Raw genomic sequence first — 20855 nt, forward strand, 5'->3', positions numbered from 1 at the left:
CTTTAGGGCGAGATGGCCCTCGCGATCCACGGACCATGCGTCCAGCCTCCACACGAGGGGGGTGCGGCACCTTCCCGGCGGGGGCTCCACTCACAGCAACATCCGAGAATCGCCCCGCTTCCCCGGCCGCGCGCATGGACGCTGAGTCGCCCCGCGGCTATGTTCGCGCGCGCACATGGCGACCCCTCCCGCGCACACGGGCGTCCTCGACCTCGATCAGGTGAGGGCGCACACGCTCCCGAACGGCCTCCGCGTCCGGCTCCTGCAGGATCGGAGCGCGCCGACGCTCAGCTATTACACGTTCTTCCAGGTCGGCTCGCGCAACGAGCGGCTCGGCACGACCGGCATCAGCCACCTCTTCGAGCACATGATGTTCAACGGGGCGGCCAAGTACGGGCCTAAGGAGTTCGACCGCGTCCTCGAGTCGCGCGGCGGTCACTCGAACGCCTACACCTCGAACGACGTCACCGCGTACTACGAGGACTTCGCGCCCGACGCGCTCGAGACCGTCATCGACCTCGAGGCGGACCGGATGCGCTCGCTCCGGCTCACGACCGACTCGCTGGAGCAGGAGCGCGAGGTCGTGAAGGAGGAGCGCCGGCTGCGCACGGAGAACTCGATCTTCGGGCTCATGGAGGAGCAGCTCGAGTCGCTCGTCTTCCTCGCCCACCCGTACCGCTGGCCGGTGATCGGCTGGATGGACGACATCGAGCGGATCACCCGCGACGACTGCGAGGCGTTCTTCCGGACCTACTACGCCCCGAACAACGCGGCGGTGTACGTCGTCGGCGACATGGACCCCGACGCGACGCTCGCGCTGCTCGAGCGCCACTACGCGGACATCCCCGCGGGCCCGCGGCCCGCCCCGGTCCCGCAGGGCGAGCCGCCCCAGCGCGGCGAGCGCCGCGCCGTCGTGCGCTATCCGGCGCAGGCACCCGCGCTCCTCGCCGGCTGGCGGGGGCCCGCGGCCCGCAGCCCGGACTCGGCCGCGCTCGACGTCCTGCAGGTGTGCCTCGCCGTGGGCGAGTCCTCGCGGCTCCGCCGCCGCCTCGTGCAGGACGAGGAGGTCGCGGTGTCGGTGTCGATCGGCTGGGGCTGGCGCATCGACCCGGGGGTGTTCCTCGCCTTCGCGGAGCTCACGCCCAAGGTGAAGAGCGCCCGGGCGGAGGCGATGCTCTGGGAGGAGCTCGATCGCGCCGCGTCGAAGGGGGTCTCGAGCGCGGAGGTGCGCCGGGCGCAGGCGCTGCTCCGCAGCTCGGTCCTGCACGAGCTCGCGACGCACCACGGGGTCGCGCACGCGCTCGGGCAGGCCGAGGCGCTCCTCGGCGACTGGCGCGAGGCGGGACGCGCGCTCGAGCACTACGCGGCGGTCGGCCCGCGCGACGTCAAGCGGGTGGCCGCCGAGTACCTGGATCCCTCCCGGCGGAGCGTCGTCGCGCTCGATCCCGAGGTGCAGCGGTGAGCGCCCCCATCGCCCTACCGCCCATCCACCGCGAGACCCTGCCGAGCGGGCTCTCCGTCGTCGTCGCCCAGCGGCCGGGGGTGCCGCTCGCGGCGGTGCGGCTCGTGCTGCGCGGCGGCTCGTCGCTCGACCCTGCGCGTCGCAGCGGCCTCGCCCACCTCGTCGCCCTGGCTGCGCGGCGCGGGACGCGGCGCCGCACCGGTCCCGAGATCGACCTCGCCGTCGAGTCGCTCGGCGCGGAGCTCGGCGCGGGGGTGGACGAGGACGCGACCTACTTCGGCCTCTCGGCGCCGGTCGAGGAGCTCCCGCGCTGCATGGACATCCTCGCCGACGTGGCGACCCACCCCGTGTTCCCGCCTGCCGAGGTGAAGCGGCTGAAGCGGCGCGAGGTCGCCGCGCTCGCCCATGACCTCGACGAGCCGTCGGTGGTCGCCGATCGCGCGATGCTCTCCGCCGCCTTCGGCGATCACCCCTACGGCCACTCGCCCGAGGGGCGCGTCCGCGATCTCACCCAGGCGACCCGGGCCGACGTGGCCGGCTTCCACGCGCGCCACTACCGGCCCTCCGAGGCGATCCTCGTGGTCGTCGGCAAGGTGGAGCTCGCGGAGGTGCTCGCGCTCGTGCGGCGGCGCTTCGGCGCCTGGCGCGGGCCCGAGGGCGCGGAGCCGCCGGTGCGCGCGCCGGCGCCGCCGGAGACGCGGGTCCTGGTGGTGGACAAGCCGGACGTCACGCAGTCGCAGGTGCGCATCGCCTCCGCGGGGTTCCCGCGCAAGAGCCCGGACTACGTCCCCGGGATCGTGGCGAGCGCCCTGCTCGGCGGGGGCTTCACCTCGCGTCTCATGGAGGCGATCCGCGTGAACCGCGGCCTCTCCTACGGGGTGCGCAGCCGGTTCGCGACGAGCGCGTCGGGCGGAGTCTTCTTCATCTCCACCTTCACGAAGGTCGAGACCACCGGCGAGATCGTGCAGGTCGCGCTCGACGAGACGGCGCGCTTCTGCGAGGAGGGGCCGGCGGCCGAGGAGCTGGAGCGCACGAAGAGCTATCTCTGCGGGCTCTTCCCGCTCTCCCTCGAGACGCACGACCAACTCGCCGAGAAGCTCGCGGATCTCGCGCTCTTCGATCTCCCGGACGACGACATCCGGCTGTTCCGGGATCGCGTCCGCGCGATCGGGGCGGACGAGTGCCGCCTCGCGGCCCGCCGCTACTTCCCGCTCGAGCGGCGGGTGGTGGTGGCCGTCGGCCCGGCGAAGGCGATCGCCCCGGCGCTGGAGCGGTTCGGGCCGGTGTCGGTCGTCCCCGCGAGGAAGATGGTGTGAGCGGTGAAGGAGGAGGGATCCGCGTCCTCCACTCGGACGCGGCGCTGCTCGCGGTGGACAAGCCGGCCGGGCGCATCGTCATCCCCGGTCGCGGGGGCGACGAGCGCAGCCTGCGCGAGGAGCTGGAGGCCGAGCACGGGAGGCTCTGGGTCGTGCACCGGCTCGATCGCGGCACGACCGGCGTGCTCGTCTTCGCGCGCACCGCCGAGGCGCACCGCACGCTGAACCTCGCGTTCGACCGGGGCGAGCCGCGCAAGCGCTACGTCGCGCTCGTGCGCGGTACGCCGCCCGAGGAGGCGCGCCTCGACGCGGCCATCGCGCCGGCGCGCCGGGGACGCATGCGCCCCGCCCGGCCGGGCGACGCCCGCGGCAAGGCCGCGCTGACGGTGGTCCGGCTGCTCGAGGCCTTCCCGCCGAGGCCCTGGGCGGGCGGCGCGCTCGCGCTCGTGGAGGCGCTGCCGGAGACCGGGCGCACGCACCAGATCCGGGTTCACCTCATGCACGCCGGCTTCCCGCTCGCAATGGACCCGGACTACGGCGACGAGGGCCCGCTCCTCGGGCCGGACGCGCGGCTGCTCCTCGCGCGGACCCCGCTCCACGCGGCGCGGCTCGAGCTCCGCCACCCCGCGACCGGCGCCCCGCTCGTGCTCGAGGCGCCGCTGCCCGACGACATGGCCGGGGCGATCGCGGCGCTGCGGGCGGGGTGAGGCCGCGGGCTATGCCCGCCCGTGGACGAGCAGCTTCACGTCCGAGCGGAACGTGACCTCGATCTTGCCAGCGTCGCGGATGGCCGAGACGAAGCCGCGGCCGAACGTGGGGTGGTCCACCACGTCGTTCACGAGGTAGGTGCGCTTCGGCGAGTAGGGCTGCGCGGTGGAGAGGTCCTTGCCGGCGAGGAGGTCCTCGAAGGCGACGACCGCCGCCTTCTCTCGCGCCGGGCGCTCCGCCCGCGCGCCCGCGGGGCGAGGGGCCGGGCGGCCGGGCGGATCGCGGTAGCGGTGCACGCCGTGGCAGGTGTTGCACTCGACCTTCACAGGCCTGCCCGACACCACCGCGTGCACGGTGTGCGCGAGCATGAGCTGGCACTTCGTGCAGAACGCATCGACCTCGCCGCCGACCTTGACCATGGGGCGCGCGAGTATAGCGATGGGCCGCCGGCCCGCAACCCGCCTCCGGGAAAGCGGCGCAGCGCTCGCCGCCATGCGATAGTGCGCGCCGATGGAACGCCTGAAGGCCGCCCTCGAGGACTTCGGCCGGATGCTCCTCTTCGCGGTCGAGATGGTCGCGTGGATCTTCCGGCCGCCGTTCCGGCCCGAGCTCGTGCTCGCCCAGATGGCGTTCATCGGGGTGGGCTCCGCCTTCATCGTCGGCGTCACCGGCACCTTCTCCGGGATGGTGTTCGCGCTGCAGATGAACTTCGCGATGAAGCAGTTCGCCGCCGAGGGCTACGTCGGGGGCTCGGTCGCCTTCTCCCTCGCCCGCGAGCTCTCGCCCGTGTTCACCGCGCTCATGGTCACCGGCCGCGCGGGCAGCGCCATCGCGACCGAGCTCGGCACCATGCGCGTCACCGAGCAGCTCGACGCCATGGAGTCGATGGCGGTGAACCCCATCCAGTACCTGGTCGTGCCGCGGGTGATCGCGTCCCTGCTCATGTTCCCGGTGCTCACCATGCTCTTCAACGCGCTCGGCTACGCCGGCGGGTTCGTGATGGGCGTGTACGTCGCGCGGATCCCCATCGGTCCGTACCTCGCCCACACCCAGGAGTTCATGAACGTGAGCGACATCCTCCACGGCCTGCTCAAGGCGGTGGTGTTCGGGCTCATCGTCTCGGTCATCACCACCTGGCGCGGCTACGCCGCGACCGGCGGCGCGAAGGGAGTGGGGGAGGGGACGACCCGCGGCGTCGTCGCGAGCTCCATCTTCATCCTGCTCGCCGACTACGCGATCACCTTCGTCTCGGTGGGGACCTGAGCCGTGATCGAGGTCCGCGATCTCTGGAAGTCGTTCGGCGACAACCACGTCCTGAAGGGGATCACGCTCACGATCCCCGAGGGGCAGACGTACGTGGTCCTCGGCGGCTCCGGGTCCGGCAAGACCGTCCTCATGAAGCACGTCATCGGGCTGCTCAAGCCCGACCGCGGCTCGGTGCACGTCGGCGGGCGCGAGATCTCCGCCCTCCACGGGAAGGCGCTCACCGAGGCGCGCCAGCTCTTCGGGATGGTGTTCCAGGGCGCCGCGCTCTTCGACTCGATGACGGTGTACGAGAACGTGGCCTTCCCGCTCACGGAGAAGCGGCGCGGGGAGCGGGTCCACCCGGACGAGGTGCGCCGACGGGTGATCGAGAAGCTGCGCGTCGTCGATCTCGGCGAGGAGGTCCTCCCGCGCTGGCCGTCCGAGCTGTCCGGCGGCATGCGCAAGCGCGTGGCGCTCGCGCGCGCGCTCGTCTCCGACCCGCAGGTGGTGCTCTACGACGAGCCGACCACCGGCCTCGATCCCATCACCACCGACTACGTGGACGGCATGATCCTCAACGCGAAGCGGGCGCTCGGGATCACGAGCATGGTCATCTCCCATGACATCGCGAGCGCCTTCAAGGTGGCCGACCGCCTCGCGGTGCTCTACGATGGGCATCTCGCCGCCGAGGGGACCCCCGCAGAGGTGCGGGAGAGCAAGGACCCATACGTGCAGCGGTTCCTCTCGATGTGGTTCGAGAAGCAGGCCTCCGAGGACCGATCCGCTTGAAGCCGGGAGTCAACAGGGCGCTCGCCGTAGGCATCCTCGCCGCCGTCACCGGCATCGCGTTCCTCGTCGCGCTCACCTTCTTCCGCAAGGGCGGCTTCTCCGACCGTGACAGCTACGTCGTGTACGCGTACTTCCGCGACGCGACCGGCCTCACCTGGAAGAGCCGCGTGCAGATCGCCGGCATCCAGATCGGCGAGGTGGACGGGATCCGGCTGGAGGGCGCCCGCGCGCGCCTCGAGATCCGGGTCAAGAACGACATCGAGCTGCACGCCGACGCGTGCCTCACGAAGACCTACCCCTCGGCCCTGCTCCCCGACGCCATCCTCGAGGCGACGCCGGGCACGGAGGCGACGCCGCTCCTCCGGGACCTCCCCGAGGAGAAGCGCGAGATCGCGTGCGCGCGGGCGGCGGCCACGACCCAGGAGCTCATGGACGCCATGGCGAAGATCGCCATCGACGTCCAGGCCATCACCGGCGACCTCGCCAAGACGGTCAACGGCAACCAGGGGAGCCTGCGCGAGATCATCGAGAACCTCGCCCGCATCACCCGCGAGGTGGACCAGGTCGTCGCCGAGAACGGTCAGACGCTCGCGCAGATCCTCCAGAACACGCGCGACTTCACCGGCGACATCTCCGAGATCGCCGGCCGCGACAAGGACCGGATCCACAACATCGCGCGCAACGTCGAGGATCTCACCGCGCGCCTCAACACGGTCCTCGCGAGCGTCCAGGACATCATCGACCCGCAGGGCGCCGGCCGCGGCGTGCCGGGAGCCCGGGGTGAGCCGGGCGCGCCGGGCACGCCGGGGGTCGCTGGAGCGCCGGGGGCGGCGGGCGCTCCGGGCGCTCCGGGCGGGACGCTGCTCACCCCCGAGCAGCGCGCGGTCGCGCAGGCGGAGATCGGCGGCGTGCGCCAGGCCGTGGACCGGCTGAACGGGAGCCTCGGCAAGCTCGACTCGATGCTCGACAAGGTCAACGAGGGGAAGAGCCCGGCGGGCAAGCTCCTCGTGGACGAGCGCCTGGGCCGCAAGATGGGCGAAGCGGTCGAGGGGGTCAGCGACTACGTCGACCGGCTCGTGAAGCTGCAGGTGCAGCTCCAGCTCCGCTCGGAGTGGCTGCTCAACCAGACCGTCTCCGAGGGGCGTCCGGGCTCCAAGATCTACTTCGGCGCGCGGCTCATGCCGCGGCCCGACAAGTACTACCTCATCGAGCTGGTCTCCGATCCACGCGGCGTGAACACCGTGACGACCGAGACGATCACCACCCGGCCGCCGGGCTCGAACGTCGAGAGCACGACGCTCGTCACGCGCACGCTGAACGAGGAGAAGCTCTCGGTGTCGCTGGAGCTCGCGAAGCGCTACGGGCCCGTCACCTTCCGCGCCGGCATCATCGAGGGCTCCGGCGGCGTCGGCTCGGACCTGCACCTCCTCCAGGACGCGCTGCAGCTGTCGGTGAACATGTACCAGTTCTCCCGACCCGGCCGCTCCGTGTACCCGCGCGCCAAGATCTGGGCGAACTACCACTTCTTCCAGCACTTCTACGTCACGAGCGGCGTCGACGACTTCCTGAACCAGTGGGAGACCGGCAAGTACCCCGGCGGCCGGAGCTTCAACGTCGGCACGGACGTCTTCTTCGGCGGCGGGCTCTACTTCACGGACGACGACATCAAGACGCTCCTCGGCGCCGGGCTCGGCAGCGCGGCGAGCGCGGCGCCCTAAACGACCGCCGCGAGCGGCTTCGCCGCTTCCGCGGCGTCGCCCCGGCGGGCTCGCGTCGCTCGCCTGTTCGCGAATCATGGCGGACGTTTAGGCGCCGCTTCCCTTCAGCGGCCCGGCACCTGGCGCTCGAGCCACGCCTCGCCGCCGCGGCCGTCGCGCAGGACGACCCACATCGTGAACGGCCCCGCGGGCGCCTCGAACTCCACCGCGTCGCCCGTGGCGTTCCCCACCCCCGTGAACTCCGGGAACCGGCCCGCGGTCACGTACCACTGCCAGTCGAGCGACTCGAAGAACCCCATGCGCGTCCCGTCGGGCGCGCACTGATAGTAAGGCGGGTCCGCCGCGCCCGGGTCCGCCCGGGCGCAGAGCACGCCCCGCCCCTCCGGGAAGGACGCGGCGCAGAGGCCGTCCCCCCCGCACGCCGCCCCGCCGCACGCGGAGGCGTCCTGGCACGGCACCAGGACCGGCACGCCCTCGCCGCACGGCACGTCCTCGGTCGGTACCCGGCGGACCGTCAGCGGCACCGGGTTCGAGTTCGTGACGTAGGCGCCGGCGGGGTCGGTCCCCGCGATCTCGCTCCCGGGCGTGAGCCGGACGCGCTTCACCGCCACCTCGCGCTCCGCGCCCGCGTCCGCGACGACCAGCACCGGGAGCTCGAGGTAGAGCCGGCAGGCGAGCGCGGGCTCCGCCTCGGCGCGCGCGATGAGCCGGTCGAACGCGCCGGCGACCTCCGGCACCTGCACCTCGATCGCGCTGCCCTCGCCGAGCGCGATCACTCCCGGCGCGGCGAGGAGCCGATCCACGTCGCGCAGCGCCTCCGGGTCGAGGCAGGGCGGGAGCGCCTCCGTGCCGTCGGGGATGCAGGTCGCCCAGCGGATGCGCAGCGGCGCGCGGCCGAGCGGGTTCGCGACGAGCGCGGTGAGCCGCACGGTGTCGCCCAGCCGGGCGTCGGCCGCGAGGCTCCCCGCCACCTGCGAGCGGACCGCGAGGATGCGCAGGTCGGCGACGAGGTACTGCGGCGGGAAGCCGGTGTTGCAGGCGGAGAGGGCGAGCGCGGCGGCCGCGGCGAGCCTTGAGAAGGGCATCGGGGTCACCATTCGGCGCGCAGCCCGAGGGCAGGCAGGACGGGGACGGAGGGGATCGCCACCGTCTCCGAGCAGTCGTAGCTCGGGAAGCGGAACTCGGCGTTCTCGCGGTTCGTGACGTTCTGCACGTCGACGTACACGGACATCATCCAGGAGCGGAACACGAAGCGCTTGTCGAGTCGAGCGTCCGCCTGGAAGAACCCCGGCAGGCGTCGGGAGTACCGGCTCGGGCCGGGGATGCACTGGTAGCGCCCCGAGTCGGCGTCGTACACGCTGCCCTCGAACGGCGTGTAGGGATTGCCGCTCACGCCGCGCACGCGCGTGCCGAGGATCCAGTCGCCGCGCAGCCGGTAGGAGAGCACGAGCGCGAGGATGTGGCGCTGGTCGAGCGGGAAGGGGTGCCACTCCGGGTACGACGGCATGGTCGGGTCGTCGCGGCGATCCGAGCGCGACCACGTGTACGAGAGCCAGCCGAACAGGCCCCGCGCGAGCTCGCGGCGGAGCAGCACCTCGATCCCGAGCGCCCGGCCTCGGCCGCCGTTCGAGAGCTGCTCGAGGTTGCCGGCGGCGTCGGTGGCCCGCGTAGGCACGACGAGATCCCGGAGCCGCTTGTAGAAGCCGGTGAGCTCGAGGCGCGCCGACCACGGCAGCGCCTGGCGGGCGCCCAGCGAGAGGTGGAGCCCGTGCTGCGCGCCGAGGTTCGGGTTGCCGAAGGTCTCGGTCAGATCCTGCACCTGGGGCGCGGAGCCGAACAGCCCGGCCGCCGCGGTGAGCGTCGTGCCCTCGCGGAGGTCGTAGAACGCCGAGAGGCGCGGATCGAGCCACGTCTTGCGCCCGCGCAGCCGCGAGTCGCCGTCGAGCCGCACCCCCGCGACGAGCCGCAGCCGCGCCGTGGCGCGGAGGTCCGCCTCGACGTAGCCGGCCGGCGCGAGCCAGGAGCCGCGCGTGCTCTCGCCGACGGTCGCCTCGGGCCGCTCCTGGCCCTGCTGGTCGATCGAGCCGGGGGCGTTCATGGGCGGCGCGTAGATGGAGTAGTCGAACGACCGGAGGATGGCGTCGACGCCGGCCTCCAGGGTGAGCCGCTCCGAGACGCGCCAGGTGAGGGCGTCGCGCAGGGTGAGCGAGCGGAGCTCGGAGAGGACGCCGAAGTTCGAGGACTGCAGCACGTCGAAGCTGTCGCGCCCCAGCGCGACGACGAGATCGTTGCGCGCCGGCCCGATCGCCCGCCGCCAGCGCGCGCCGACCCGGTGGAAGACCGTGGAGAGGTAGAAGGTGGGCCGGCCGGACGACTCGCCGCGGTCGACGAACTCGAGCTTGTCGTCCGAGCCGTAGCCGAGGAGCGACAGGGTGCCGCCCAGGAGCGGGTGCGAGTACTTCGCCTGATAGTCCCAGTACCGCGGCGCGACGCGGAGCTCGCTCGCGGTGTCCGGGGCCACGCGCGGCAGGACGACGGCGAGGACGGCGTCCACCCAGCTGCGCCGGACGGCGAGGAACCCGGTCCCGCCCGCGACCGGCCCCTCGAGCTCCACGCGACCGTCGAACACGTCGAGCTGCGCCGAGCCGTGGAAGGCGTCGCGCCCCTCGCGCGTGCGCAGGTCGACGGTGCCGCCCAGCGCGCGGCCGTAGCGCGTCGCGAAGTTGCCGGGGAGGAACTCGAGGGACTCGATCACGTCGGAGGAGACGACCGAGGTGATGCCGCCGAAGTGGAAGAGCAGGGGGACCGGGATGCCGTCGAGGTAGACGTTCGTCTCGGTGGGCTCCGAGCCGCGCACCACGAGCAGCCCGATCCCGAACGGGCTGCGCGCCACGCCCGGCAGGTTCTGGAGGACCTTGAGCGTGTCGCCCTGCGTCCCGGCGATGGTCCGGATCTCCTCGACCTCGAGCGTGTGGACGCTCACCTCGCGCCGCGGCCGCTCGCCGCGCACCACCGCCTCGTAGGGATCGTAGCTCCGGCGCGAGAGCCGGTACTCCACCTCCAGGCGCTTCCCGGCCTCGATCGTCTCCGTGACGGTGAAGGTCTCGTGCTCCGGCGAGACGATGCGCACCGGGGCCGGGCCGGGCGCGACGCCGCGCACCGAGAAGCGGCCGTCCGCGTCCGTCTCGGTCGCGACGCCCCCCACGTCGATCGAGGCGCCCGCGACAGGGGTGCGGGTCCCGCGCTCGATGACGCGGCCGGCGAGCACCACGGGCGACTCGGCCGGCGGGGGCGGCGTCGCGCGCCGGAGGACGAAGTCGTAGCGGTAGGCGATCTCGACCGGCGCGGGCTTGCCGTCGATCTCGGCGGGCCGGAAGCGGAACTGCTGCACGGCGTGCAGCGCCGCGGGGGCGAAGCCCGGGTGCGGCCCGGGGTCGACCACCACCGCCTGGTGCACCTCGCCGTGCACGTCGATGACGATCGAGAGCTCCACCGAGCCCTCGATCCCGGCGGCCTCGGCGTCGGGCGGGTACTCGGCGGGGACGAACGCGATGAGCTCGGGCGCGCGCGTGAGCACGCCCGCCTCGGGGGCCTCCTCGGGGGCCGGCGCCGTCCGGGCCGCGGACGGGAAGGCCGCGAGGACCGCTCCGAGGAGTAGCGCGTGAATCCTCATCGAGGCGCGTGGATCTTACGGTCTGGCGCCGAGGGGCGCCTATACTTTCCAGGCCCATGCGGAACTGGCTGAAGCTCCTCATCGTCGCGGTCACCGCCGTCGTCGTCACGCAGCTCCTGCTGCGCGGAGCGGGGTCGTCCCGCGGCTCCGGCGAGCTCGCGCCGCCGCTGGTCCTGCCCGACCTGCAGGGGCGTCCGGTCGACGTCGCCGCGCTGCGCGGGAAGGTGGTCGCGGTGAACTTCTGGGCCACCTGGTGCGGACCCTGCCGGGAGGAGATCCCCCAGTTCGCAGAGGTCTGGCGCGCGCACCGCGGCCGCTGCTTCGAGATCCTGGGCGTCGCGGAGGAGTCCGCGCGCGAGGACGTCCTGCGCGCCGCGCCCCAGATCCCGTATCCGATCCTGGTGGACGAGCGCGCCCAGGCGCTCGAGCCGTGGAGCGTGCGGGGCTACCCGCGCACCTACGTCCTCGACGCGGAGGGGAAGGTGCGGCACGTCTTCGAGGGCGGGATGGCGGGCGCCGAGCTCGAGGAGGCGATCCGTCCGCTCCTGCCGGCGAGCTGTCCGGGCTCTTGAGTGCGCTGGCCCGGGCGACCGACGCCGCGAGGGCGGGCGGCCGGGCGGGCACGGATCGAGATGCACGGCGCCCGGCGCTCGCGGTAGATCTCGGGCGTGCCGCGCGCCTGCCCGATCTGTGGAAAGCCCGTCCTACCTCGCACCGAGAACCGCGCGTTCCCGTTCTGCTCGGCCCGCTGCCGGCTGCTGGATCTCGGCAAGTGGCTCGGCGAGGACTACCGCATCCCCGGGCCGCGTCCCGGCGACGGCGTCGAGGCGCCGGAGTCGCCGCAGGAGCCCGAGGGGGACGACGCGTGAAGCCGGTGCTCTACCTCGTCCGCGCCCTGCCGGGCGGGGAGCTCGCGCCGCTGCGCGAGCTCTTCGACATCCGCGGCGGCGCGCCTCGCCCGCCGCCCCGCGAGCGGCTCGTCGAGGAGGCACGCGACGCGGTGGTGCTCGTGCCGACCTACCTCGACCGCGTGGACGCCGCCCTCCTGGACGCGCTCCCGGCGCTCCGGCACGTCGCCTCCTACGGCGTGGGCGTCAACCACCTCGACCTCGAGGCCTGCCGCCGGCGCGGCGTGCTCGTCACGAACACGCCCGGGGTCGTGACCGACGCCACCGCCGACCAGGCCATGGCGCTGCTCCTCGCGGCCGCGCGCCGCGTCGTCGAGGCGGACCGGATCGTCCGGTCCGGCGGCTGGACCGAGGCCGACCCGAGCTGGATGCTCGGGACCGAGGTGACCGGCAAGACGGTCGGCGTCATCGGCTTCGGCCGCATCGGCCAGGCGTTCGCTCGCCGCGCGCGCGGGTTCGAGCTGCGCGTGCTCTACGCGAGCCCCCGCGAGGCCGGCGTCCCGTGGGCGGAGCGCGTCTCGCTCGACCGGCTGCTCGCGGAGAGCGACTTCGTCTCCCTCCACGTGCCGCTCACGCCGGACTCCCGCGAGCTCCTCTCGCGCGAGCGCATCGCGCGCCTCAAGCCCGGCGCCATCGTCGTGAACACCGCGCGTGGCGGCGTGCTCGACGACGCTGCGCTCGCCGAGGCGCTCGCCGCCGGCCGGGTGGGGGCGGCGGGGATCGACGTCTTCCCGGACGAGCCGCGCGTGCCCGAGGCGTACCTGCGCCTGCCGAACGTCGTGCTCACCCCCCACCTCGGCTCCGGAACGCGCGAGACGCGCGCGGCGATGGCACGGCGGGTCCTCGAGGACGTGGCCCGCGTCGCGCGCGGCGATCCGCCGCTGTACCCGGTGCCCTGATGGTCGCGGCCGGGAGGAGCGAGACTTCGGCCCCTGGCCGGGGTGCCGCCCGCGTGGTATCACCGCCCACCCGCGGCGCCGCCGGAGTGACCGGAGGGCAGCACGCGTCGCGCTCGCGGCGCAGCCGCGCCTGGGAGGAGCTCGCGTGAGACGCATCGTGCAGGCGCTCGTGGGGATCGCGATCTCCGGGGCGGCGCTCTGGCTCACGCTGCGCGGCAAGGACGTGGCCGCGATCGCGCAGGAGATCCGCGTCGCGGACTACCGTTACCTCGCGCCGTACGTGCTCATCCTCGTCGGCATCCACCTCGCCCGGACGGTGCGCTGGGGGCTCCTGCTCGAGCCGGTCGCGAAGCTGCCCTTCTCGAAGCTCAACGCCGTGTCGGCGGTCGGGTTCATGGCGCTCGTGGTGCTGCCGTTCCGGCTCGGCGAGTTCGCCCGCCCATACCTCGTCGCCGAGCGCCCGCGCCTCCGCGTCTCGTCCGCGCTCTCCTCGGTCGTGGTCGAGCGCGTGGTGGACGGGGTGTTCACCGGCCTCCTGCTCGTCGTGTCGCTCCTCGCCGTGCCGGACGGCACGCCCGGCGTGCGGCTCCTCAGGACGGCCGGCGTGGTCGTGTCGCTCGCGTTCCTCGCGCTGCTCGCGTTCCTCGTCGGCGCCTACCGGAACCGCGTGCTCGCGGTGCGCTTCTCCGAGGCGCTCCTCCGGCCGTTCTCGCCCCGCCTCGCGGCGCGCGCGTCCGGGATGCTCGACGCGTTCATCCACGGGCTGCGGCTCGTGCCGAGCCGGCGCAAGCTCGCGCTCTTCCTCCTGCTGACCGCCGGCTACTGGGGCCTGAACGCCTGGGGGATGGCGCTCCTCGCCCGCGGGTTCGGGTTCCAGCTCGGCGCCGTCGAGGCCTGCACGATCCTCGGCGTCCTCGTCGTCGGCGTCATGATTCCCGCCGGCCCCGGGATGATCGGCACGTTCCAGGGCGCGATCGTCCTCGGGCTCTCGCTCTTCGCGTCACGCGAGGCGGTGGCCACGCGCGGCGTCGCGTTCGCGAACGTGATCTGGGCGGTGCAGCTCGCGCAGCAGGTCGCGCTCGGGCTCTTCTTCCTCTTCTCGCGCCACATCCAGCTCGGGCGACTCTTCGCCGCGCCGGGCGCGATCGAGACGGGCCTCGAGGCCGAGGAGGCGGAGTACCGCGGCGAGCCCGGAGCGGCCTCGCGGGACTAGGCGATCGCGGCGGCGACCTGCTCGCGCGCGACCTTCACCCGCTCGAGCACCTCGGACAGCTCGCCGAGGAACGACGCGTCCACTGCGGCGTCGATCTCCTCCACGAGCTCGTCGATGAGGGAGGGCGACTCGTCGTCGAAGGGAAAGAGCTCCAGCATCACATCTCCTCCTCGAGCCAGCGGAGCAGGGCTTCCTTGATGCGGTCGGCCGGGCGCCGCGGAGGTCGTGGCGCCTGACGGGGTGGGTTCTCGGGGACCTTGAGCGGAAGCTCGCGCGGGGTGAACTCCTGCGTCCGCGTCGAGATCGAAGCCTGGGACGACTGCACCTTCCCCATCCGAAATCCTCCGATATCGCCCAGCCGTATCCGTGTACCACGGGGAAGGCCGCGAGCAAGAATCCAGGCTCGCAGCCCAGGCGTGGGTCGGACGACGGAGGTGGTTATCACACCCGTCTGACGTTGTCTGTCCGGACCGAGGTCACCGCGCGCGGGCGGCGCCGGCGCCTGCTGCGACCCCCGGCGCGCGCTCACGCGCAGCCTCGCCCGTCGGCTTCCTCGGCGGCGCGCCCTGGATCGCGCGCTTCGCCGTCACCGCCCCTGCCGACCACCGCGTGCCGTTCACCGTGGGTGCGCTGCTCACCCTGCGTGTCGGTCTCGAGCAGCGCGCGAGGTGTTCGACGGTAGGCGCGCTGCTCATTGATATCGCATCCACTTTGAGCAAAGCTGCCGAGCATGACGCGCACTCACCGTCGCGCACGTGCTCTGCTTACCGGCACCGCGCTGGTCACCTCCCTTCTCGCCCCGCGGAACGCAACCGCATGCTCATCGAGCGACCCCGGGTGCTGGGGTCGGCTGGCTCCCGCGGAAGGCGAGACGATCCCGGCGAACGCCCCTGCGCTCACCATGCGTGCCATCGGTGGCGGCGTGACGGTCCACCGCGCCGATGGGTCGCCGGTGCCGGCAGATCACGAGACCTCGCTCGACGGCTACTCCCTGGTGGTGCGACCGCACTCACCGTGGATTGCGGGCGAACGCTACACCGTGCGGCTCAGCTCGATGTGCTCGTCCGGACCGGGGCCGTGCCGGGAGTCCTCGTTCACGGCGACAGCCGCTGCGGCGGTTCCCGAGCGAATCGACGGCTTCTCGCTCGCCAACACCGGACACGGGAACGTGAAGGCAGGGGATCCCGGGCAGTGTGCGCAGGAAATCACGGCCGCGTGGGCCGCGTTTCGACTCGAGCCCGGAACCCTGTCGCCGTGGCTGCGCGTCACCGCCTGGGAGCTGTCGGTGGACGGGATGCGATGGGCAATCGAGGAGGCAGGAGCCGTAGGAGCCGATGGGCTCCTCGAGCCCGGCTCGAGCTACACCCCCGTGGAGCGCCGTCGAATTCTCCTCGTGCATGCGAGCTGCGGCGGGTTGACGAGTGCGGACCGCGGCCTGACGACCGGACGCCATCCCGCCGTGCTCTCCGCGCAGATTGCTGGCGGAGCGAAGATCGTCTCACCCATCGTGGACTTCGAGCTCGCCTGCAACGGGGGCATCGAAGATCCTCCGCCGGTAGTGGGCGCCGCGCGGCCGCTGCTCGATTCAGCGCCGCTGTGCGCAGAAAACGTATCCACCGGTGGAGACACGGGCGGCGCCACGCCCGGCACTGCGACGGATCCCGTCCGCTCCACAAGCGGCTGCTCCAGCGCCGGCGGCACGCCGGCCGTTTGGATGCTGCTCGCACTCGGAGTGATCGCGCTCGGTCGGGGCTCTCGACACGCACCGGCCTTCGTGAAGGCTCGCCGCCCGCCAGTCACGCCGCGGACCGGCGGCGACGATGAGCACGCGTCGAGTGTCGGCGATTCGGGGACTTGCTGAGGACGCGCGTCGACGCTCATTCAAATCGCGGCTGATCGACCGAGCCCGTGGCACGACGCGCAGGCCGCCGGTCCCGGCTTCCACGTTGGGGTCTGTCCCCGACTCACCCCGGGAAAAACAGAGGCCGCCTCGGAAGGCGGCCTTGGAGGAGTGGTGAGGGAGAGAATCGAACTCTCGACCTAGGGATTATGAGACCCTCGCTCTAGCCGACTGAGCTACCTCACCGAGAGGCTTTCGAGAACGCGGGTTTATAGGGCCTCGCGCGCGAGCGGTCAAGCGTGTACGGCGGGCGGGGAGAGGCTGCGGAACGGCGGAGAGGCCGCGCCACCTGCTACCATCCGGGTCATGCGCCCCCTCGCCATCCTGACGCTCCTCGCCGCCAGTGCCTGCGCCGCCCCGAGCTTCGTCGCGAACACCGGGCGCGTCGCGCCGAAGGGTGCGTTCCGCGCCGGCTTCGGCTCGGGCTACCAGGTGAACACCCAGGCCGCCGCGATCGTCCGGGACGGGCGGGACCTCGCCGAGAACCTGCGCTCCAAGGCGACGGCTTGCCCGGACGGCAGCGGCTCGTGCTGGAACGCCGCCGACGTGGAGCCGGTCGTGGACGCCGCGTTCCGGTTCGCGCTCGTGGCCCCGCTCTCGTCGCACACGGAGGTGTCCGCGCGCTACGGCTTCGCGCCCGGCTTCGACGGCGGGATTCACTGGGGCCCGGACTCGAAGGGCCTCGACCTCGGCTGGCAGGCGTTCGGCCCGCGCGACCCTGGGACCGACGGCTGGGCCGGGACGCTGCTCGCCGGCTGGGGAACGCGCGACCTCGGCACCTTCGGCGACGTCATCGAGAACGTCCTGCACGGCGACGCGGGGCTCACGGACTTCCAGCTCGCGTTCGTCGCCGGTCGCCAGTGGCGCGAGATCGCCCACACCTACGTCGGGGCGCGCTACACGCTCACGCGCTGGAAGGTCCAGGTCATCCCCGATCTCCCGATCGTCTACGACGGCGGCGCCGCGCAGGAGCGGCTGCTCGGGACGGACTCGACCGGCTTCGTGCACACGACGGGCGGCGTCTTCGGCGGCGCGCTCGGCTACAAGCACGTCTTCGTCGGCGCAGAGCTGAACCTCCTCTACACGGCGGGGAAGGCCGACGTGTTCTTCAAGGAGCGCGATCTCGGCGCGTTCGGCGTGATGCCGGCGGTCTACATCTACGGTCAGTACTGACGCGCCCCGCCAGCAGCCGGTTGCCTGCTGCGGCTCCCGTCTCCGGGCCTCGGCGGGGCACCGCGCCCCCTCGCGACGGGCCGCCCCGCCGGATCCCCTGCGTCGCTTCCGGGCAGGGGATAGAAGTCCGGGGCACCGCGCACGGAGGGGACATGGCGAAGGCGGCGAAGGAGCTCGGCCGGAAGGCCGCCACGACCCGGAAGGACACGCCCGCCGCGCCCGAGCGCGCCGAGCACCCCACGTTCGCGCGGGAGGAGCTCCAGCGGATCCTCGCCGAGCGCGAGTCGTGGACGGAGGGCGAGCTCGCCGAGGCCCTCGGGAAGCTCGTCCACCGCAAGGCGCGCTTCGAGACCGACTCGGGGATCCCGATCCCCGACGTGCTCGATCCGGCGAGCGTGCGCGAGACGGACTACCTGCGCGACGTCGGCTACCCGGGCCGCTATCCGTTCACGCGCGGCACGCAGCCGACGATGTACCGCGGGCGGCTCTGGACGATGCGCCAGTTCGCCGGCTTCGGGAGCCCCGAGGACACGAACGGGCGCTTCAAGTACCTGCTCCAGCACGGCGTGACGGGGCTCTCGACCGCCTTCGACATGCCCGCGCTCATGGGCTACGACGCCGACCACCCGATGAGCCGGGGCGAGGTCGGCAAGGAGGGCGTGGCCGTCTCGACGCTGCGCGACCTCGAGCTCCTCTTCGACGGCATCCCGCTCGACGAGGTCACCACCTCGATGACCATCAACGCGACCGCGGTCATCGCGCTCGCGATGTACGTCGCCGTCGCCGAGAAGCAGGGCGTCCCGCGTGCGAAGCTCGGCGGCACGCTCCAGAACGACATGCTGAAGGAGTACATCGCGCAGAAGGAGTGGATGATCCCGCCCGCTCCCGCGGTGAAGGTGAACTGCGACGTCATCGAGTTCTGCGCCAAGGAGATGCCGCGCTGGAACCCGGTGTCGATCTCCGGCTACCACATCCGCGAGGCAGGGGCGACCGCGGTCCAGGAGCTCGCCTTCACGCTCGCGGACGGCATCGAGTACGTGCAGGAGTGCGTCGATCGCGGGCTCGAGGTGGACGCGTTCGCGCCGCGGCTCAGCTTCTTCTGGGACGTGCACAACGACTTCTTCGAGGAGGTCGCGAAGTTCCGGGCCGCGCGCCGGATCTGGGCGCGCACGCTGAAGGAGCGGTTCGGGGCCAGGAAGAAGGAGTCGCTGCTGCTCCGCACCCACGCCCAGACGGCCGGGGTCTCGCTCACCGCGCAGCAGCCCTACAACAACGTCGTCCGCACCGCCCTCCAGGCCTTCGCGGCGGTGCTGGGCGGCACGCAGTCGCTCCACACGAACTCCCTCGACGAGACCTACGCGCTCCCCACCGAGGAGGCGGTCACCATCGCGCTCCGCACGCAGCAGATCATCGCGCACGAGTCGGGCGTGGACCGCGTGGTGGATCCGCTCGCCGGGAGCCACTACGTCGAGTGGCTCACCGACGAGATGGAGCGGCGCGCCCTCGAGCACATCCGGCGCATCGACGAGATGGGCGGGATGCTGCGCGCGGTGGAGGAGGGCTACCCGCAGCGCGAGATCGCCGAGAGCGCCTACCGTTACCAGCGCGACGTCGAGGCGGGCGAGCGGATCGTCGTCGGCGTGAACGCGTTCAGGACCGAGGCGGAGGAGCCGATCCGGATCCTCAAGATCGACGAGACCGTGGCGCGCCGGCAGGTGGAGCGGCTCCGCGAGGTGAGGGCCTCGCGCGACGCGGCCCGGGCCGCCGCCGCGCTCTCCGCCATCGAGCGCGCGGCCAGGGACGGCACGAACGTCGTGCCGTCCGTCATCGACGCGGTGAAGGCCTACGCGACGCTCGGCGAGATCTCGGACGTCTTCCGCGAGGTCCACGGCGTTTACCGGGAGGACGGGCGCTTCTAGCCGCCGGCCGGGCCGGCTGGGTCGCGCCGTCGAGTCGAGCGGTCTTCATCCCGGCGGGTCGCTCGGGTGGCGAAACGCCGCGGAGTTGCGGTACACCAGCGGAGCGCTGGAACTGTCGTCATTTCAACGGAGACGAAGGCATGAGCCCCGCGAAAGAGCGTCCCCTCCGCATCGTCGTCGCGAAGCCCGGCCTGGACGGTCACGACCGCGGCGCCAAGATCATCGCCCGCGCGCTGCGCGACGCCGGCTTCGAGGTCATCTACACCGGCCTGCATCAGACGCCGGAGATGATCGTCGCCGCCGCCATCCAGGAGGACGCGGACGCGATCGGCCTCTCCATCATGTCCGGCGCGCACATGACGCTCTTCCCCGCGGTGGTCGAGCTCCTCGGGGAGAAGGACGCGAAGGACGTCGTGGTCTTCGGAGGCGGGATCATCCCGCAGGACGACGTGCCCAAGCTGAAGGAGAAGGGCGTCGCCGAGGTGTTCCTGCCCGGCTCGCCGACGCAGGGCATCATCGACTGGATCCGGGCGAACATCCGCCCGCGCGTCGCGGCCGCCTAGCGGCGCACGATCCCTGCCTGCGCCGGGCGGACTCGTCGCTTCGCTGCTCGGCGTACCGGAAGCAGTACGCCTGCGCTGCTCCGCTCCTCTTGCGCCCGGCTCGGCGACGGGCTCGTGCGCCTCGCGGCTTTCGGCTAACCGCCCGAGCCGATCATCGGCAGGAGCCCCGCGCCGCCCTTCGGCATCTCGTGGCGCTCGCCCTTCGCAAGGAGCGCCGTCCGCACCGCCCGGGCGATCTCCTCGTCGGAGGCGCCGGAGCGGACGAGCTCGCGCAGGGGCACGCGGTCCCGGCCGCCCAGGCAGGCGCGCAGGGAGCCGTCCGCGCCGACCCGCACGCGGTTGCAGCCGTCGCAGAAGTTCTCGGTCATGGCGCCGATGAAGCCCACGAGGCCGTGCACCGGCGCGCCGCCGACGTCCGAGGTGCCGCGCATGTGGTAGGCGGGCCCCCAGCCGCGCGTCGCGTCCGGCTCGAGGCGGATGCCCTGCGCCTCGAGGAGGCGCTTCACCTCCGAGGTCGGCACGGGCTTCCCCGGCCCGAACGGCATGAGCTCGATGAAGCGGGCGGTCGCGCCGAAGCGCCAGGCGAAGCGCGCGAGGTTCCCGAGCTCGTCCTCGTTCTCGTCGCGGACCACGACCACGTTCAGCTTCACCGAGTCGAACCCGGCGCGGAACGCGGCCTCGATGCCGGAGACGATCCGCTCGAGCGTCGCGGCGCGGCCGGAGATTCGCTGGAGCTTCGCCGGATCGAGCGTGTCGAGCGAGACGTTGAGGCGGGACACGCCCGCGTCGCGCAGCAGGGTCGCGTGCGTCGCGAGGGCGTGGCCGTTGGTCGTGAGGGCGATCTCCTCGATGCCGGGCGTCGCCTTCACGTCGCGCACGATGTCGAGGAGCTCGCGGCGGAGCGTCGGCTCGCCGCCGGTGAGCCGCACGCGCCGGATGCCGAGCTTCGCGAACACCCCCACCACGCGCGCGAGCTCGGGCCGCGAGAGGGGGTCCTCCTGCCGGTCCGGCCCCATCGGCGCGCAGTAGGAGCAGCGGAAGTTGCAGCGGTCGGTGAGGGACAGCCGCAGGTACTGGATCTTGCGCCCCTGTCCGTCGACGAGGGGCCCGCTCACCGGCAACGCGTTGACGGGCTCGGACACGCGCCCCTTATACCCGATAAGCGCGGTCCAGATCATCCGGTGGTGACGGCGGCCAGCGGCGGGGCAGGGCGCAGTTCCGGTGATCCGTGGGAGGGCCCCGCGCGAAGCGCGGGAGGGGCGAAGCCCCTCCGGCGGGGAACGGTCGCGAACCCGCGAAGCGGGCGCGACCGTTCACGGGCCCCGCCGAGCAGGGGTGGGGCCCCGACGACGGCGGCCAGCCGTCGGCG

21 protein-coding genes and 1 tRNA gene are annotated in these 20855 nt (G+C 72.8%); 14 read left to right on the forward strand and 8 right to left on the reverse strand.

What is annotated here, in order from left to right:
- Positions 1-175: 175 nt before the first annotated feature.
- Genes MLV88_RS20755 through MLV88_RS20765 form a run of 3 tightly spaced genes read left to right on the forward strand, consistent with a single transcriptional unit; the run spans position 176 to position 3485 of the window.
- Complete coding sequence (locus MLV88_RS20755) at positions 176-1462, forward strand: M16 family metallopeptidase (RefSeq protein WP_242338165.1); 1287 nt, start codon at positions 176-178, stop codon at positions 1460-1462.
- Entirely contained in the window at positions 1459-2778 is a 1320-nt protein-coding gene (locus tag MLV88_RS20760) for a M16 family metallopeptidase (protein WP_243338600.1), read from the forward strand. Before MLV88_RS20755 ends, MLV88_RS20760 begins: the two co-directional genes overlap by 4 nt.
- Positions 2775-3485, forward strand: coding sequence for an RluA family pseudouridine synthase (locus tag MLV88_RS20765; protein WP_243338601.1), 711 nt, complete (start codon positions 2775-2777; stop codon positions 3483-3485). Before MLV88_RS20760 ends, MLV88_RS20765 begins: the two co-directional genes overlap by 4 nt.
- Before the next feature lie 9 nt (positions 3486-3494).
- Here MLV88_RS20765 and MLV88_RS20770 read toward each other — a convergent pair whose 3' ends face one another.
- Positions 3495-3905, reverse strand: coding sequence for a hypothetical protein (locus tag MLV88_RS20770; protein ID WP_242338158.1), 411 nt, complete (start codon positions 3903-3905; stop codon positions 3495-3497).
- 91 nt (positions 3906-3996) lie between these two features.
- Between MLV88_RS20770 and MLV88_RS20775 the strand changes: the two genes are divergently transcribed.
- From MLV88_RS20775 to MLV88_RS20785, 3 genes are read left to right on the forward strand one after another with little or no spacing between them, the layout of a single operon-like run.
- Entirely contained in the window at positions 3997-4749 is a 753-nt protein-coding gene (locus tag MLV88_RS20775) for an MlaE family ABC transporter permease (protein ID WP_242338156.1), read from the forward strand.
- Positions 4750-4752: 3 nt separating this feature from the next.
- Positions 4753-5520 (forward strand): ABC transporter ATP-binding protein, encoded by a 768-nt coding sequence (locus tag MLV88_RS20780; RefSeq protein WP_242338154.1) that lies wholly within the window; start codon positions 4753-4755, stop codon positions 5518-5520.
- On the forward strand, positions 5517-7238 hold the full coding sequence (locus MLV88_RS20785) for an MlaD family protein (RefSeq protein ID WP_243338602.1): 1722 nt from the start codon (positions 5517-5519) through the stop codon (positions 7236-7238). The genes MLV88_RS20780 and MLV88_RS20785 overlap by 4 nt, the downstream gene beginning before the upstream one ends.
- Before the next feature lie 104 nt (positions 7239-7342).
- Here the strand turns inward: MLV88_RS20785 and MLV88_RS20790 are convergent, their stop codons facing one another.
- Positions 7343-8323: a hypothetical protein gene (locus tag MLV88_RS20790; protein WP_243338605.1), complete on the reverse strand. Its 981-nt coding sequence runs from the start codon at positions 8321-8323 to the stop codon at positions 7343-7345.
- Positions 8324-8328: 5 nt separating this feature from the next.
- A complete protein-coding gene (locus MLV88_RS20795; RefSeq protein WP_242338150.1) occupies positions 8329-10911 on the reverse strand; it encodes a TonB-dependent receptor domain-containing protein in 2583 nt (860 codons plus the stop codon).
- A gap of 56 nt (positions 10912-10967) precedes the next feature.
- Here MLV88_RS20795 and MLV88_RS20800 point away from each other — a divergent pair, with 56 nt between their 5' ends.
- The 4 genes from MLV88_RS20800 to MLV88_RS20815 all read left to right on the forward strand — a co-directional run bounded on the left by MLV88_RS20800 (position 10968) and on the right by MLV88_RS20815 (position 13931).
- Positions 10968-11483: a TlpA family protein disulfide reductase gene (locus MLV88_RS20800; RefSeq protein ID WP_242338148.1), complete on the forward strand. Its 516-nt coding sequence runs from the start codon at positions 10968-10970 to the stop codon at positions 11481-11483.
- A 96-nt stretch (positions 11484-11579) separates the two neighbouring features.
- Complete coding sequence (locus tag MLV88_RS20805; RefSeq protein WP_374109403.1) at positions 11580-11780, forward strand: DNA gyrase inhibitor YacG; 201 nt, start codon at positions 11580-11582, stop codon at positions 11778-11780.
- Positions 11777-12718: a 2-hydroxyacid dehydrogenase gene (locus MLV88_RS20810; protein ID WP_242338146.1), complete on the forward strand. Its 942-nt coding sequence runs from the start codon at positions 11777-11779 to the stop codon at positions 12716-12718. The genes MLV88_RS20805 and MLV88_RS20810 overlap by 4 nt, the downstream gene beginning before the upstream one ends.
- 145 nt (positions 12719-12863) lie before the next feature.
- The gene (locus MLV88_RS20815; protein WP_242338145.1) at positions 12864-13931 is read left to right on the forward strand and encodes a lysylphosphatidylglycerol synthase transmembrane domain-containing protein; all 1068 of its coding nucleotides are present in this window, start codon (positions 12864-12866) and stop codon (positions 13929-13931) included.
- On the opposite strand, the gene MLV88_RS20820 is transcribed toward MLV88_RS20815, so the two are convergent.
- The 3 genes from MLV88_RS20820 to MLV88_RS20830 form a co-directional block, all read right to left on the reverse strand.
- A complete protein-coding gene (locus MLV88_RS20820) occupies positions 13928-14089 on the reverse strand; it encodes a hypothetical protein (RefSeq protein WP_242338143.1) in 162 nt (53 codons plus the stop codon). The genes MLV88_RS20815 and MLV88_RS20820 overlap by 4 nt on opposite strands.
- Positions 14089-14265: a hypothetical protein gene (locus MLV88_RS20825; RefSeq protein ID WP_242355008.1), complete on the reverse strand. Its 177-nt coding sequence runs from the start codon at positions 14263-14265 to the stop codon at positions 14089-14091. Before MLV88_RS20825 ends, MLV88_RS20820 begins: the two co-directional genes overlap by 1 nt.
- A 191-nt stretch (positions 14266-14456) precedes the next feature.
- Entirely contained in the window at positions 14457-14672 is a 216-nt protein-coding gene (locus tag MLV88_RS20830; protein ID WP_242338139.1) for a hypothetical protein, read from the reverse strand.
- Between the two features lie 160 nt (positions 14673-14832).
- Between MLV88_RS20830 and MLV88_RS20835 the strand changes: the two genes are divergently transcribed.
- A complete protein-coding gene (locus MLV88_RS20835; RefSeq protein ID WP_243338607.1) occupies positions 14833-15792 on the forward strand; it encodes a hypothetical protein in 960 nt (319 codons plus the stop codon).
- Positions 15793-15943: 151 nt separating this feature from the next.
- On the opposite strand, the gene MLV88_RS20840 is transcribed toward MLV88_RS20835, so the two are convergent.
- Positions 15944-16017 (reverse strand) — tRNA-Met (locus tag MLV88_RS20840).
- A 120-nt stretch (positions 16018-16137) separates the two neighbouring features.
- Here MLV88_RS20840 and MLV88_RS20845 point away from each other — a divergent pair.
- The 3 genes from MLV88_RS20845 (at position 16138) to MLV88_RS20855 (ending at position 19486) form a co-directional block, all read left to right on the forward strand.
- Positions 16138-17004: a hypothetical protein gene (locus tag MLV88_RS20845; protein ID WP_242338135.1), complete on the forward strand. Its 867-nt coding sequence runs from the start codon at positions 16138-16140 to the stop codon at positions 17002-17004.
- Positions 17005-17156: 152 nt separating this feature from the next.
- Positions 17157-18923: an acyl-CoA mutase large subunit family protein gene (locus MLV88_RS20850; protein ID WP_242355010.1), complete on the forward strand. Its 1767-nt coding sequence runs from the start codon at positions 17157-17159 to the stop codon at positions 18921-18923.
- 140 nt (positions 18924-19063) lie between these two features.
- A complete protein-coding gene (locus tag MLV88_RS20855; protein WP_242338131.1) occupies positions 19064-19486 on the forward strand; it encodes a cobalamin B12-binding domain-containing protein in 423 nt (140 codons plus the stop codon).
- Between the two features lie 134 nt (positions 19487-19620).
- On the opposite strand, the gene moaA is transcribed toward MLV88_RS20855, so the two are convergent.
- A complete protein-coding gene (moaA, locus tag MLV88_RS20860) occupies positions 19621-20664 on the reverse strand; it encodes a GTP 3',8-cyclase MoaA (protein ID WP_255821247.1) in 1044 nt (347 codons plus the stop codon).
- Between the last annotated feature and the right edge of the window lie 191 nt (positions 20665-20855).

Origin of the sequence: Anaeromyxobacter soli (genome assembly GCF_022808855.1) — a bacterium.
GTDB classification, from domain to species: domain Bacteria; phylum Myxococcota; class Myxococcia; order Myxococcales; family Anaeromyxobacteraceae; genus Anaeromyxobacter; species Anaeromyxobacter soli.

Bases quoted from the DNA above. Each gene is read 5' to 3' on its own strand.
- MLV88_RS20755 (WP_242338165.1), top strand. From the start codon at position 176: ATGGCGACCCCTCCCGCGCACACGGGCGTCCTCGACCTCGATCAGGTG.
- MLV88_RS20770 (WP_242338158.1), bottom strand. From the start codon at position 3,905: ATGGTCAAGGTCGGCGGCGAGGTCGATGCGTTCTGCACGAAGTGCCAG.
- MLV88_RS20775 (WP_242338156.1), top strand. From the start codon at position 3,997: ATGGAACGCCTGAAGGCCGCCCTCGAGGACTTCGGCCGGATGCTCCTC.
- MLV88_RS20790 (WP_243338605.1), bottom strand. From the start codon at position 8,323: ATGCCCTTCTCAAGGCTCGCCGCGGCCGCCGCGCTCGCCCTCTCCGCC.
- MLV88_RS20795 (WP_242338150.1), bottom strand. From the start codon at position 10,911: ATGAGGATTCACGCGCTACTCCTCGGAGCGGTCCTCGCGGCCTTCCCG.
- MLV88_RS20800 (WP_242338148.1), top strand. From the start codon at position 10,968: ATGCGGAACTGGCTGAAGCTCCTCATCGTCGCGGTCACCGCCGTCGTC.
- MLV88_RS20820 (WP_242338143.1), bottom strand. From the start codon at position 14,089: ATGCTGGAGCTCTTTCCCTTCGACGACGAGTCGCCCTCCCTCATCGAC.
- MLV88_RS20825 (WP_242355008.1), bottom strand. From the start codon at position 14,265: ATGGGGAAGGTGCAGTCGTCCCAGGCTTCGATCTCGACGCGGACGCAG.
- MLV88_RS20835 (WP_243338607.1), top strand. From the start codon at position 14,833: ATGCGTGCCATCGGTGGCGGCGTGACGGTCCACCGCGCCGATGGGTCG.
- MLV88_RS20845 (WP_242338135.1), top strand. From the start codon at position 16,138: ATGCGCCCCCTCGCCATCCTGACGCTCCTCGCCGCCAGTGCCTGCGCC.
- MLV88_RS20850 (WP_242355010.1), top strand. From the start codon at position 17,157: ATGGCGAAGGCGGCGAAGGAGCTCGGCCGGAAGGCCGCCACGACCCGG.
- MLV88_RS20855 (WP_242338131.1), top strand. From the start codon at position 19,064: ATGAGCCCCGCGAAAGAGCGTCCCCTCCGCATCGTCGTCGCGAAGCCC.
- moaA (WP_255821247.1), bottom strand. From the start codon at position 20,664: ATGATCTGGACCGCGCTTATCGGGTATAAGGGGCGCGTGTCCGAGCCC.